This window comes from Myxococcus xanthus, from assembly GCF_006402735.1.
Taxonomy (GTDB): domain Bacteria; phylum Myxococcota; class Myxococcia; order Myxococcales; family Myxococcaceae; genus Myxococcus; species Myxococcus xanthus_A.
This window is the reverse complement of sequence record NZ_CP017174.1, coordinates 6,086,590-6,099,208: the sequence shown is the minus strand read 5'-3', so window position 1 is coordinate 6,099,208 and position 12,619 is coordinate 6,086,590. Positions and strand designations below refer to the sequence as shown.

The window sequence follows — 12,619 nt, the reverse complement described above, 5'->3', positions numbered from 1 at the left end:
CGTCGTTCCTACGCCGTCCTGAGCCCCTTCCATGGCCCGCCCGACTGACCTCTGCCTCGCTTCCACCGTGGCCGCCGACCTGGGCGTGCCCTCCGACTCGCACGTCGAGCGCTGCGTCACTGCCGCCAGCAGTGCAATCGCGAGGCTGTGCGGCCGGGCCTTTGAGCGGGCCACGGTGACGGAGTACCCGGACAGCTACGGCCGCCCCTACGTCCTCCTGAGCCGCCCGCCGCTCGTCGAAGTCCTCCAGGTGATGGACGGGGGCGAGCTGCTCGACGCGGCGAGCTACACCCTTGCCGGAGACCTTGCATCGGGTGGCCTTCTCTACCGGCTGGCTGGCCTCTGGCCGGTGACGGCGCGTGTCGGCGGGCTCGTCACTCTGACCGTCGAGATGCGGCAGGGGCGCCCCGATGCACTGGCCGTGACGTACACAGGGGGCTACGTGACGCCGGGGCAAGTGGCCCTCGATGCCTCCCAGGGGCCCGTTACCCTGCCCGCCGAAGTCGAAGAGGCTGCCATCCTCGAAGCCTGCGCGCTGTACCGGGGGCGGGGGCGTGACTCCGACGTGTCCAGCGAGAGTCTCGGGGATTGGTCCGTGAGCTACCGGGAGCGAAGCGCTGGCCAGCGGCTTGCCAGTCCCCGCGCCGAGCTGCTCGTCGCGCCTCACGTCCTGTGGAGGGCGAGTTGATGAGTGGGCCAGCCGCGCTGTTTCGGCAGCTCATCCGCTACGCCGAAGTCGTCGGACGCGACGCGTGGGGGACTCCTCTGCTGGGCCCCATCCAAGAAGCTCCCGCGCGCATCCAGCCGAGTCGCAAGCTGATTCGCGACGCCAACGGCGCCGAGTTCGTCGCGTCCTTCCTCGTCTACACCGAAGCACCCGTCACGCTGCGCCACCGACTTTGGTTCAAGGGCGACGACATCACCGACTTCAACCACGCCCGCCGCCCTGCCGCCCTTGACGAGCACGTCGACGGGGCGGGCGTCCTGCGCTACCGGAAGGTTTGGCTCTAATGGCCCGCGACACTGCTGCCGACCTCGCGACGATTCTCGCCGCTGGGGGCCTCGGGCTGAGCGCCGGGGCCAACCTGTTTCTCGGCCCGACGCTCGAAGACGACGACGCCACGGTGCCGGACGTCGCGTGCTTCGTGTTGCAAACCGGAGGGGAGCCGCCGCAGAGCTTCATCGGCGGGGGCCGCAAGACGTACCGAACCGTTACCAGTCAGGTCCGCGTGCGCTCGGCGCGTGAGAGCTTCCGGGAGGGACAGGCGCTCGCGCTCGCGGCCCTCGACGTGCTGCATCTCGTGAATGCCGCGGGCTACGTGCTGATTGAGGTGGACGAAGGCAGCCCCAACTACGTCGGCACTGACGGGAGCGACCGGCATTGGTGGACCTTCACCGTGGATGCCTCCTTCATCGACATGGGCGCGTGAGCCACGGCGAGAAAGCGCACGCATTTACCGGGGGCAATGCCACTCAAAGTTGCTCTTGATTTCAGGCTGCTCGACAAGCTGCGGAAGGTGGAGCGGCCCGTACTCGCCGACCTGGCGCCTTTGACTCGCGAACACGCGTCGACGGTGCTTCAGGCGAGTCGCGCCCTGGTGCCTGTGGGCGCGCGGGACACGGACGGCAAGCCGCCGCTGAGCACGTCCGGGTTTGTCGACGGCCCGGAGCTGAACGACGCGAAGGCGAGCGTCAGCGCAACGGCTGGGTATGCCCACGACGCTGCGGGCCCCATTCACGAAGGGTTTCACTGGGGCGAGCAACGGTTCGCCACGCCGGTCCACTTCCTGCGCAAGCCCGCCCGTCGGGGGCGCGCGAAGTTCCGCAAGACAGTTGCCGCCCAAATTCTTGCCACGCTTTCGCGGCTCTTCCCGAGCCGGTAGGTATTCACATGTCCACCCCTGTTGCTGCTCACCTCGACAGTGTTTCCGTGCGCTCGGACGCGAATGCCTCCCAGTCCGCTGACCGCGTCGATGGCCTGACGGACGCGTCGCTTAGCGAGACGGGCGACTTCGTCGAGACGAATTACCTCGGCGGCTCGGGCTACAAGTCCCGCGTCCAGACGCTGAAGGACACCAGCGCCGACCTGTCGGGACACTTCCTGGAGGGCGACGCGCCGCAGTCCGTGCTGCGTGACGCGCGCGACGACGGGAGCACCGTCTACGTGACGTTCATCTTCGACCCCAACGCATCGGCCGGCTCCAGGGGCAAGCGCATCCCGATGGTCGTCAACAGCTACGACGAGAAGCTGACCCCGGGTGGTGTCGTGGAGTTCACCTGCAAGCTCTTGGGCAACGGCGCCCCGGTGGCCGTCTGATGGCCGCCATCGCTGCGCATGTCGGCTCGCTGTCTATCGCGGGTGAGCCTGCCGAGTTCCTCGAAGCTGAAGCCGTGCCCGCGCCCGACTCCACGGGGACCGAGTTTCGAATCGCGGACCCCGAGCTTCGCCGCCTCAATCCGGGCGCTCCCGTGTTCGTCGAGGTTTCCCCCAGTGGGGACGCCGACGCCTGGACACCTGTCGACGCCTACGTAGACCCGCTCTTCGGCGACGTCCACCTCGCCAGCGCTACCGGCCCGTCGGCCCTCGTGCGCGTCTCGGGCTACGCGTTGCCCGTCCATCCGCTCGCCCTGGTGCGCTCCATCTCCCTCACGGTGACGAACGACGTCGTCGAGCTGCAAGTCATGGGGGACGCCTACAAGCGGCGTTCGGTGTCGCTCCGGGACTTTTCGGGGGAGCTGACGGGGCTGGCCCTCACGGAGCTCGAGGTTGAAGCACTGGCCGAAGGGACTCCGCTGCTCATCGAAGTTGGCAAGGCATCCGGGGCCCAAGTCTTCCGCGCGTGGGTGAAGGTGCCTGAGCTGTCTCACAAGCTGACGCCCGGGGCCCTCTACGAGCACACCATGAAGTTCCTCGGCTTCGCCTTCCAGTCAGAGGACGGCGCCGCTTTCGCCTGGGGCTACGGCTCGCCCTGAGCCGTCTCGTTTCAACTGAAAGAGGAGAGTCCATGTCGAACAAGCACAAGCTGCTTGCGAAGAATCGTCGCGTCCTGAAGTCGGTGGAGGTGGACGGCGTCAAGGTGAACATCATCAAGCCGACGATGGGCGACCGGCTGCGGCTGATTGAGCAGGCCCGCGAGGCTGGGGAGATGACGGAGAAGAACGAGCCGACTGGAGACAGGGCCGGAGCGCGGATGCTGGGGCGCATCGCCGTCTGCGTGCTTCACGACGCGGAGACGGGCCGCCCCATGTTCTCCGTCAACGACATCGACGAGCTGCTCGACGAGTCGTGGCTTGAAGACCTCGCGACGGACCTGACGGACGTCTTCAACGTGAGCGAAGAGAAGATGCGGGGAAAATAGACAGCGACCCCGAAGCGAGCCTGCTCTACGGGGTTGCCTCTCTCCTGAAACTGCCGCCCGACGCAGTCCGTGAAATGCCTTACGAGGATGTCGTCGGGCTCGTCGCCTATGCGCGAAGAGAGGCTGACGAACTCGAAAGGCGCTCTTCCCACCAACCGGCTCCAGGCGCGTCGCAGCCGGGCCAGCAATCCATTCGGCGTTTGCGCAAGAGGTGATTCGTCATGGCTGGCGGCGGTTTGAAAGTTGGCGACTTGTATATCGTCGTCACGGCCGCCGTTGGCGAGTTCTCCAAGTCCATGCGGCGCGTCGTCGCGGACGTCGCTCAGACTGCCGACAAGGTCGAGAAGCTCGGGAAGAAGATTGGCGCAATCGGCGGGCTGTTCAGCGTGGGCCTGTACAGCGCCCTTGCCGCGGTGGCTGAGTTCGATAGCGGCGTCACCGAGCGGCTCGACAGAATCAAGCTCATCTTCACCAATGTCTTCGCTGAAATCGGCGAAGCCATCCTTCCGCATATCGAGAGACTCTCCGAAGTCCTTGAACACGCGCTCGGGTGGTTCCAACGGCTTGACCCGGCCGTGAAGCAGTCCGTTGGGACAATGCTGGCGTGGGGGACTGCGGCGGCGCTCGCGGGTGGCGCGCTGGGGACTGCCGCTGGCGTCGTTAAGAGCACTGCCGAAATCGTGAATACGGTTGTCGTCCCTGCGCTGGACGGCGCGGGAAAGGCAGTCGTGCGCTTCTCCGGCTTTGTCCGTGGGGAGACGCCCGTTGTTGAAGGCAACCTGAAGAAAGTGGCGAAGGGGGCTGAGCAGGTCGACGCGGGCTTTGCTGCCGCCTTCCGCAATGCCGCCGCGCGAATCCTCGTGGTGGCTGCGCCTCTGGCGGCTGTCGCGCTCGCCGTTGCAGGCGTCGTGATGCTCGCGGGCACGCTTTACAAGGCGTGGAACGACGCGAGCACCGGCATGCGCGACGCTTTCGTGTCGGCATGGAGAGGCGTCACCGAAGTTGCAGGGCGCGCGGTGGCCTTCTTCCGGGAACTCTTCACGGGGCTTGGGGCCATTGTCGGGACGTGGGCACGCGGGCAGCTCGAAACGTTCGCCTTCGTGGTGCGCAACCTGGCACGCATGGCGGCGCCTCTGGCCCGCGCGCTCAACCTCGACGGCGTCGCGGCCTCGCTTGAGGGGTTGAAGGACCTGAACGGCGCCGCGCTGCTCGGCGGGCTGAAGGGCTTCGCCGACGGCGCACTCGGCAAGTTGAAGGACGGCTTCTCTTCAGTTTGGGCGGACGTCTCCTATGGCGCGGGCTACGCCTTCGATGGCGTGAAGCTGCTCGGCGGTGACGCTGCGGCGTTCCTTCGTGAGAAGTTCGGCGGCGTCTTCGACGACATGCTCAGCAGGCCGAAGGGCAAGCTGCGCACGCCATCCGCTGGACCGGAAATCGAAGCGGGCCGCGTCCAGATTGGGAACTTCAACGCGAAGGAGTTCCTGACGAGCGTCGGCAACGTCGCGGCAGTCATCGAACAGGTCGCCCGGAAGAAGGCGAAGGAACTCGCGGACGCGCTGGCGCGCGCTGTCGACGAAGCGAAGCGCTCCCTCACGAGCCGCTTCACGCAGGCCCTGGGCGGGCTCTACGAGCTGTTCGAGCGCTTCGAGCAAGGGATGCTCGTGGGGGGCGTGTGGGGCGGCGTCATCGCCGTTGTCGCCGAGTTGCTCGCACAAAGCTCGACGTTTGCCACGCTGATTCAAATGACGGCGAGCTTCATCCAGTTCGTTGCCGATGCCATCGGCCGCGTGCTGGCCCCCGTGCTGCCGCTCCTCGCGTCCGCCTTCAACATGGTGGCGCCGCTGCTCGACGCAATTGTTCCGGTGCTCGAAATGCTGCTCGCGCCGCTCCAGGCGATTGCCCCGGTGCTGGAGGTGCTTGGCACGCTCTTCCAGGGACTCGCCCCGCTCATCAGCGTGTTGGGGCAGATTCTCGTCGCGCTGACGCAGCCGCTGGCGCTGCTCGCGGGCCCCATCATGAAGGCGTTTTTCGCCGTCGTGCGAATCGTGGCGATGGGGATTCTCTACGTCGTGAAGGGAGTAGGCACGGTGTGGAACGGCATCATCGGTTTCATTGCCGGTGTCTTCCGGGCGCTCAGCAAGATTCCGCTTGTCGGTGGTGCCTTCGAGAAGATGGCGCGGGGCCTCGACAGCATGAAAGTCCCCATGGACCAGGTCGACGGGGCGTTGAACACGCTGCGAGATACGACTTACGAGTCGGCCGCCGCGAACTCAGCCGCCGCTGTCGCTCAGTGGGAGAACGCCAACGCCACGAAGAAGGCGACCGAGGCGCTCAGCAACGTTCCCTCCGGATTCAAGGTGGCGCTCGCGAGGTTCAACGCACAGGACCCCATCTCCGGGCAGCCGCAGAGGCCGCATGGTGCCTCGCCCGTCACGTCGAGTCCGGCTGTTCCGGTGAGCGGCGGCAACGTCAGCGTTGGGCAGATTGTGATTCAGGCCGCGCATGACCCCGCCGAGACAGCGCGACAAGTTTATATCGAAATGAAGCGCGAAGCGGGCCGACGTCGCGGCAATGGCGAGTGGCTGAATGGGAGATATTGAGATGCCCTTTCTGCGCTTGAATGGCATCACCGTGCCCGTTGTCGAGGGACGGCGTAGACAGGTGAGCATCGGCGTCGACTCGCGCTCGTTCAGCGGCGTCTACCGCCTTGGGCGCCGCGCGACGCGCCAAGAGTGGGAGTTCAAGACGGGGCCTCTGTCGTCCGTCGAGGCGTTGGCCTTTCGTGGGCTGATTGCCGGGGACGGCCATGCACTCGCGTTCGACGTCGACACCTTCACGAGTCGGGGCCTTGCCCCATCGATTGCGACGGGGAGCCTCTTTCAAGGCGCGCGCTTCGGTGGCGGCTTCGAGCTGCCCCTGGGCGTGTCTTGCTCCTGGGCGATGCAGCTCGGGCCCCGCTGGACGACGCTGCACCATTTCTTCGATGCCACGGGAGGCGTCTGGCTCCAGGTCATCAACCGGAGCGATGGGGCGCGCTGGATGCAGGGGACGGCTTCGGCGAGCGCGGGCGGGCTGACCGTCTCCAGTGGCTCACTGTCTTTGACTGGGGCTGCCAACCTGCGGCGCTTCGACGACGTCGTCGGACTGCCGTTCATGGCGCCGGACGCATGGGTTCCGGAGGTGGCCGCGTGGCACTCGGCTCGCGCCTGGAGCGCGTTGCCGTACCTGACTGCGGGCGGGGCCTTCCGCGTCGGCGAGACGAAGGTGCTTGGCGAAGTGCGGGACGGCGAGTTCGTCGAATTCATCCACGAAGGGGCGCGCGTCATCGGCGAGCGGCTCGAATTCACCTTGCGAGAGGTTTAGGAAGCCATGCGCAGCATGTCGTCTCAGGGATTGGCGGCGCTCACGAGCCCGGCCGGACACGCTTCCCATGTTCGGGTGAAGGTGCTCGACGACGCGGGGACGTGGCGGAATCTGAGCCAGCTTGAGGGCCGCGACTTTCTCGACGCCGTCGAGGTGGACGAGGACGTTGACCAGCCCGTTTCGGCCGCGACGGTGACGCTCAAGCGGCAGATTGAACTCTTCAGCGTGGCCCCGCTCCGGGCCGACTCGAAGCTGAATGCCGCAAACGGGCAGCTCATCCGGCCGGGGCGAGAGTTCACCGTCGAGGCTGCGGTTTCCCCCATCGGCATGTCGCCCAGCGGGAGCGAGTGGCACACGCTTTTTCACGGCGACATCGACGAAGTCGACTTCGCTGGTGAGCAGCTCGTCTTCCGTGGGCGTGACTTGGGCGGCCGACTCCAGGACACATTCATTGAGGCTGAGCGGGCCTACGGTGACGACGTCCAGGGCGTTGCCGTGGAGGTGGTGATGCAGGCCATCCTGACGGACGGCGGGGCGGGCGTGGTGCTCCATACCCCAGTGTCCCCCGGGTGGAGGCTTCGTCAGTACGCGCAGAAGAAGGCGAGTGTCCTCGACGCCGTTCGCGACCTGGCTCAGCAGATTGGCTGGGAGGCGCGCTATCGCTGGCGCGAGTCGAGCGGAACATTCGCCCTGACGTTCTCCGAGCCCAACCGCACGAATCCGCCCCTCGCGTGGACCTTCGGTCCGGACGACTACCGTGACGTCGCGAAGCTCGCCGCCAGCAGGACGGACGTCCGCAACAGAGTGGAGGTCGTCTTTTCGGACGCGGGCGACTTGGACGTCGCTGGGCATGTGAAGACGAAGAGTGTCGTCGTTGAGGACGCCGCGAGTCAGGCCGCCTATGGCGTGCGCTACATGCAGATTGCCGAAGGGGCTTCGAGCAACATCGACCGCGAGGTTGAAGCGCGGAAGATGGCGGAAGCGGCCCTGTCCGACTTGTGCGAGCCGCTCGCCGAGCAGGAAATCGACCTCGACTTCTTCCTGCCGGTGGAGCTGGGCGACCTCTTTCGGTTCCTCCCCAACGGCGTTCACTACTCGGACGCGCAGAACCTGGCGGTCACCGGGTTTCGCCACGTCTTCTCGGCAGAGGGGGATGCACGCACGACGCTTACAACGCGCGGGAAGCCCTCCTTCGGAATCTCCATGTGGCTGGAGATGGATACGCGCCCCGGGCTGGGCGAGCCCGCGCACACGTCCCCGCCTCTGCTCCCGCTGAACATCAACGTGACAGCCGTCGTGAATGGCTTCTCGCTGTCCCTCACCCCGGCTTCGAGTGGCCCAGTTGCTTCGGGGTATGAGCTGCACGTTTCGAGGTCCAGCGGCTTTACGCCGAGCAGCTCCACCCTGCGAGGGACGTTCGACACGACGGCATTCGGTGTGTTCGACCTGATGCCGGGGGCGACCTACTTCGTGCGCGTGGTGCCCCGGGACCGCTTCGGCAATCGAGGGAACGCGTCGCCTCAGCTCGCCGTCACGCCGAAGCAGCTTGAGGGCGCGTCGCTGAGCGATGCCGCGGTCGGCTTCCAGCACCTGCTGTACCCGCCCACCGACAACCTCATTCCGAACGGCTACAACGAAGCGGGCATTCGCGCCGTGGGGAAGTCGCCCGACGGAGACAGGCTTGTCGAGGACCCCGTTAATGCCCGGGTGGGCCGTTGGGTGCGCCGGGTGGAGCTGGCGAACACAGGGGCGTGGCCGGGCATGAGTTGGACGGGCGGGTATGGCTCAACGGTTCCTGGCGGGCGGCTCAAGTGCTCCCCTGGGGACGAGTTCTTCGCCGAGGTCTACGTCAAGGCGTCGTCCATCACCGTCGGGGGCATGGGAACCCTTCACCTGCTGTGGGAGGACGGAAGCGGCGTCTACGCGGGCCAGAATACGGGCGTCTTTCTGGGGCAGGTTGGGACGACATACCGGCGTGTCACCGTGAAGGGGACGTGCCCGGCCGGTTGCACGGGGGTTCAGCTCTTCTGGGAAACCCAGGTGGCGGCGGCCGACGTGGGCAAACGGCTCTACTTCGACGCCGTCTCCATGCGGAAGATGGTCACCTTCGACTTGCTCGCGGCGAACACGCTGAAGACGTCCAACTACGCCGAGGACGGCAGCGGCATACCCACGGCCGGGGCGAAGCTCGACAACGTCGGAACGACGCTCAAGGTGGCCTCGAACAACGTCCAGGTGGGGCGCTACTACCTGAGCGATGGCTTCTTCCGTTCGGTTCAGGCACTCGCCGACACGGGAAGCCGCATCTACTACCGAGGCAACAACGAGGGCGTGCCGAACATCGACCGGCTCAACATCCAGGTGCTTGAGGGCTTCGCGATTGCCGGGGCGGCTGGTGGCGCGGCGAACTTCACCTGGGCGCACTATCACGCAGTCCTTCAGCCGCAGGCGGTGAGCGACAACCTCGATGCGCTGCGCTTCATGGAGGTGGGGTTCTACTGGGCATATAGCGACAGCAACGCGCCCCAATGGCTCTATGGGACGTCGGTGCCTCTGGCTGATCGCAAGTATCAGAACGGAGCAGTCGACGGCGATGCCAGCAACGCGACGAGCGCGGGCTTTACCTTCATGTATGGCGACAGGTTCAACCGGCTGCGGGACGCCATGGCGAACAGGCTGCTTTACCTGAAGGTGCGTCTCCACAATGCGAGCGGCTACAGCGCCGAGCGGTGGTTCTTCCCGCCGAGCAGCTACAACGTCAACATGCTTCGGAGTGCAACGGGCCCCGCGTCAACGCCGACTGGCGGCGGTGGAGGTGGCGGGGGCTCGCACGGAACCTGTGTCGCGCCGTGGGAGCCGGTGTTGCTCGCTGATGGTTCCGAAGTGCCCGCCGAAGTGCTTCGTCCCGGGATGCGAGTGCTCACCATGCACGAGCACGAGAGAGATGGCGGCATCTTCGAAGTGACGAACGTCAGCAGGCATCAGGCGGCGCGCTGCACGCTCACCATGACGGATGGGCGTGTGCTCGTCGTGACGCCGGACCATCGCTGGCGGACGTTCGAGCGCGGCTGGACTCGCACCGACGAGCTTCGTCCCGGGGAGACGATTGATGGAGCCGCTCCGGGACGGGTGGCGCGCGTAAAACCTTCGGCCGCTGGCGACGTGATGAAGATCACCGTTCGCTTCGCCAAGACCTACGTTGTTCAGGGGTTGCTTGCGCACAACCTCAAGCCTCGTACTTGAGAGCCACCCGGAAGTGCGGCTGCATGCTGCCGCCGCTTCTCGTTCCGCTTGTTCTTGGATGAAATGGCTTTGCGGGATCCAGTGCATCTGCAGTCGCCCGGTAGAAACTACGGAGACGAAGGGGGATACTTGGTCCACTTGCCGTTTATGCTTAGTAGCTCACCATTCTCCCATGCGGAAATTTCGTATCCGGCATTTATCAGTCTCTCTCTCTGCCGGTCCTTTATCTTTAGTCGATCGGGGCCAAGGTGGGAAAAGAGGCCGAAGGGGAGGTGGTGCATGTACTTGAGCGAGAAACGTCGTTTTTTTAGGGAGAGTATGTTTGGTTTTTTGAGCTTGGGCAGGTGCTTTTCTTGTCGAACGTAGTATCGCAGCATGCTGTCGAAGGTCATGAGTTCGCGAGCGTTATTAGAGTAGCTCGCCCATCGGTCTTTCCTGGCTTGGTCCCCTTTGAGTTGATCGCTCCGACCTATGATGAGGATGAAGCGGAATGTGATTTCGTTTTCCTCCATGCCGATAGGAATCAAGAGAGGTTTTAGTTTTCGAATGACTTCGTTGCGGTTCTTTTTGATGAAGTCATCCCACGTGTCGATTTGTGCCTGTGCGCTTGTGAGTTCTGCTGTTGGTGTGACTTGGTCGCGATTTTTCGTGAAAAGTTTTTTGTCTGGTCGCTCAATTTCGATCAGGACTACTTCCCACCTTACAGAGCTTTTTGTTATGTAGACAAAATCCGTCTTTAGCTCTGTGCCGAGCGGAAACTGGCTTATCATGCACTCTAGGTGGAGTCCGTGATTTAATAGTCTTATTTGTGGGATGAACAGGGGGTTCTTTTCAAGGAACTCTTGGAGCTTGGGCTCTGTATATCCTCCGCCAATCAAGGTTTCGAACTCTTCGGTTGGAGATACTGATTTAAGTTTTGGTGGCATAGGTGGGGTCCGAACCATGGACGAGGTAGGTGAAGGCTAGCAGAGGGGAGGGCGAGTGGAGGCAGCGAAAAGCGCTTGCCGCCGAGCCACTTCCAGAAGTCGCACGCATTTACCCGGGGCACCCTTTGACCCGGTGGCGCTGTGACCGCAGAAGAGACTCAGTCCGTGCAACTCGTAGTCGGCTCCCTGCTTGGAACGGCGGGCGTGGGCGTCATAACCTGGGCTGCGAAGTCCCTGGTCGGAGAGATTCGCGCACTCGTTGAGAAGGTCGCGCGGCAGGACGAGCGCATCAATGCCGTGGCCGTGGAGTTGGGCGCACTGCGTCGGTGGCGCGACGAGTTCACCCGTGGGCTCCCGGCTCAGGTTCAGCAGGTCGTCGAACTGGAGCTGCTTCGCATGTCCCAGTCGGGTGGGCGGGGCTCGTGATGACCCATGCGAACTTCGAGCGGGTCGCCCTTGACCGCGTCTTCCTGCCGTTCGTCGTGGTGTCCTTGGAGGTCATCACGCGCTGTGCGGCCCGGGGCGTTCGCTACGTCGCGACGCATGGCTTCCGGGACCTGTCGGAGCAGGCAGAGCTGCGTCGGCTGTACGTGGCGGGGAAGGGCGGCAAGGCATCACCCGCAGGCTTTTCCGCGCACAACTACGGCCTCGCCTTCGACTTCGTTTGTGACGCGAGCCCGCGACCTGGCGTTCAGCCGGATTGGCGCGAGTCGGCTTACCGCGTGCTGGGTGAGGAAGCCACGAATGCGGGACTCGTCTGGGGCGGCAGGTTCGGCGACTCCCCCCATGTGCAGTGGCCGGGCTACGTGAGCGCGCTTCAGCTCACGCCGCTTCGCACCCTGGTCCAACAGAGTTCCCTCGGTGACGTGTGGGCTCGCCTCGATGCCGAGCGCCTGTCGCCGAAGTGGCGTGCAGCAAACCCGAAGCTCGCGGCCGAACTGGAGCGGCTGGGCTTCTAACCCGGAGGCAACATGGTTGACGCTGGTGTAATCGGGCCGAACCCCGAGCAGTTCGAGGAGTTCGCGCGCCTTCTTCTCGATGCGGTGACGAGCCGGAACTACGCGCTGCTCGCCGCCCTGGTGGTGGTGGTGCTCGTCTACCTGCTGCGGAAGTTCGGTGGCGGGTTCGTCCCGTTCTTCAATACCGACAGGGGCGGCGCCGTCCTCGTGCTTGGCGTCTCCCTCGCCGGAGCGGTAGCGAACGCGCTCGCTGCTGGGGCGCCGTTCTCGCTGGCACTGATGCTGACGGCGCTGCAAGTCGCCCTGACGGCTGCTGGTGGCTTCACCATCATCAAGCAGATTCTGTTCGGGAGCGCCGCCATTGCCCGCGCCGAGCTGGCGGGCGCGATTGCTGCTGGGCAGGTCGCGGAGAAGGCCGCAGCGATTGCTGTGCTTGAGCAGCTCGACACCCGGGAAGACAAGTGAAGCTCCGCGCGCTCGTGCTGGCCGTGCTGCTCGCGCTTCCCGCGTCGGGCTCGGAGGTCATCAGCGTCGAGCGCGCTCAGCTCTTCCCGGATGGAGGTACGGCAGCCGTCGAGGTGGAGGGCGGCTGCTGGCTGTCGGAGAGCCGCTGCATTCGAACCGCTTCGGAGCTTGAGCGGCTGCGCGCCGAAAACGAATCGTTACGCCAGCAGGCGGGGGACGTGTCCTTCACGGTCGCCGTCGTGGCCCTGCTTGCCGGGCTTGGGGCCGGGTTCGCCGTTGCGAAGCTCGCGGAGCGATAGCGGGC

At 65.0% G+C, this 12,619-nt stretch carries 15 protein-coding genes; 14 read left to right on the top strand and 1 reads right to left on the bottom strand.

Annotation, left to right across the window (positions count from 1 at the left end):
• The first annotated feature begins 31 nt into the window (after nucleotides 1-31).
• The 10 genes from BHS09_RS24805 (at nucleotide 32) to BHS09_RS24760 (ending at nucleotide 9,965) form a co-directional block, all read left to right on the top strand.
• A complete protein-coding gene (locus BHS09_RS24805) occupies nucleotides 32-688 on the top strand; it encodes a hypothetical protein (protein ID WP_140799310.1) in 657 nt (218 codons plus the stop codon).
• Complete coding sequence (locus tag BHS09_RS24800) at nucleotides 688-1,011, top strand: hypothetical protein (RefSeq protein ID WP_140799309.1); 324 nt, start codon at nucleotides 688-690, stop codon at nucleotides 1,009-1,011. Before BHS09_RS24805 ends, BHS09_RS24800 begins: the two co-directional genes overlap by 1 nt.
• Nucleotides 1,011-1,430 carry a minor capsid protein gene (locus BHS09_RS24795; protein WP_140799308.1) on the top strand — a complete coding sequence of 140 codons (420 nt, stop codon included), beginning with the start codon at nucleotides 1,011-1,013 and terminating at the stop codon, nucleotides 1,428-1,430. The genes BHS09_RS24800 and BHS09_RS24795 overlap by 1 nt, the downstream gene beginning before the upstream one ends.
• A 36-nt stretch (nucleotides 1,431-1,466) precedes the next feature.
• Nucleotides 1,467-1,883: a hypothetical protein gene (locus BHS09_RS24790; RefSeq protein ID WP_140793820.1), complete on the top strand. Its 417-nt coding sequence runs from the start codon at nucleotides 1,467-1,469 to the stop codon at nucleotides 1,881-1,883.
• A gap of 8 nt (nucleotides 1,884-1,891) precedes the next feature.
• Nucleotides 1,892-2,317: a phage tail tube protein gene (locus tag BHS09_RS24785; RefSeq protein ID WP_140799307.1), complete on the top strand. Its 426-nt coding sequence runs from the start codon at nucleotides 1,892-1,894 to the stop codon at nucleotides 2,315-2,317.
• Complete coding sequence (locus BHS09_RS24780) at nucleotides 2,317-2,973, top strand: hypothetical protein (protein WP_140799306.1); 657 nt, start codon at nucleotides 2,317-2,319, stop codon at nucleotides 2,971-2,973. Before BHS09_RS24785 ends, BHS09_RS24780 begins: the two co-directional genes overlap by 1 nt.
• Before the next feature lie 32 nt (nucleotides 2,974-3,005).
• Complete coding sequence (locus tag BHS09_RS24775) at nucleotides 3,006-3,359, top strand: phage tail protein (RefSeq protein ID WP_140793746.1); 354 nt, start codon at nucleotides 3,006-3,008, stop codon at nucleotides 3,357-3,359.
• A 221-nt stretch (nucleotides 3,360-3,580) separates the two neighbouring features.
• Nucleotides 3,581-5,959 carry a phage tail family protein gene (locus BHS09_RS24770; protein WP_174260584.1) on the top strand — a complete coding sequence of 793 codons (2,379 nt, stop codon included), beginning with the start codon at nucleotides 3,581-3,583 and terminating at the stop codon, nucleotides 5,957-5,959.
• Nucleotide 5,960: 1 nt separating this feature from the next.
• Nucleotides 5,961-6,722 (top strand): hypothetical protein, encoded by a 762-nt coding sequence (locus BHS09_RS24765; protein ID WP_140799305.1) that lies wholly within the window; start codon nucleotides 5,961-5,963, stop codon nucleotides 6,720-6,722.
• Nucleotides 6,723-6,737: 15 nt separating this feature from the next.
• Nucleotides 6,738-9,965 carry a Hint domain-containing protein gene (locus tag BHS09_RS24760; protein WP_237079804.1) on the top strand — a complete coding sequence of 1,076 codons (3,228 nt, stop codon included), beginning with the start codon at nucleotides 6,738-6,740 and terminating at the stop codon, nucleotides 9,963-9,965.
• A 107-nt stretch (nucleotides 9,966-10,072) separates the two neighbouring features.
• Here BHS09_RS24760 and BHS09_RS24755 read toward each other — a convergent pair whose 3' ends face one another.
• Nucleotides 10,073-10,891, bottom strand: coding sequence for a Shedu immune nuclease family protein (locus BHS09_RS24755; RefSeq protein ID WP_161605169.1), 819 nt, complete (start codon nucleotides 10,889-10,891; stop codon nucleotides 10,073-10,075).
• Between the two features lie 165 nt (nucleotides 10,892-11,056).
• On the opposite strand from BHS09_RS24755, the gene BHS09_RS24750 reads away from it, so the two are divergent.
• From BHS09_RS24750 to BHS09_RS24735, 4 genes are read left to right on the top strand one after another with little or no spacing between them, the layout of a single operon-like run.
• Nucleotides 11,057-11,317 carry a hypothetical protein gene (locus BHS09_RS24750; protein ID WP_140799302.1) on the top strand — a complete coding sequence of 87 codons (261 nt, stop codon included), beginning with the start codon at nucleotides 11,057-11,059 and terminating at the stop codon, nucleotides 11,315-11,317.
• Nucleotides 11,317-11,850 carry a M15 family metallopeptidase gene (locus BHS09_RS24745; protein ID WP_140800758.1) on the top strand — a complete coding sequence of 178 codons (534 nt, stop codon included), beginning with the start codon at nucleotides 11,317-11,319 and terminating at the stop codon, nucleotides 11,848-11,850. The genes BHS09_RS24750 and BHS09_RS24745 overlap by 1 nt, the downstream gene beginning before the upstream one ends.
• A 12-nt stretch (nucleotides 11,851-11,862) precedes the next feature.
• Nucleotides 11,863-12,315 carry a hypothetical protein gene (locus BHS09_RS24740; protein WP_140799301.1) on the top strand — a complete coding sequence of 151 codons (453 nt, stop codon included), beginning with the start codon at nucleotides 11,863-11,865 and terminating at the stop codon, nucleotides 12,313-12,315.
• On the top strand, nucleotides 12,312-12,614 hold the full coding sequence (locus tag BHS09_RS24735; protein ID WP_140799300.1) for a hypothetical protein: 303 nt from the start codon (nucleotides 12,312-12,314) through the stop codon (nucleotides 12,612-12,614). The genes BHS09_RS24740 and BHS09_RS24735 overlap by 4 nt, the downstream gene beginning before the upstream one ends.
• Nucleotides 12,615-12,619 lie beyond the last annotated feature (5 nt).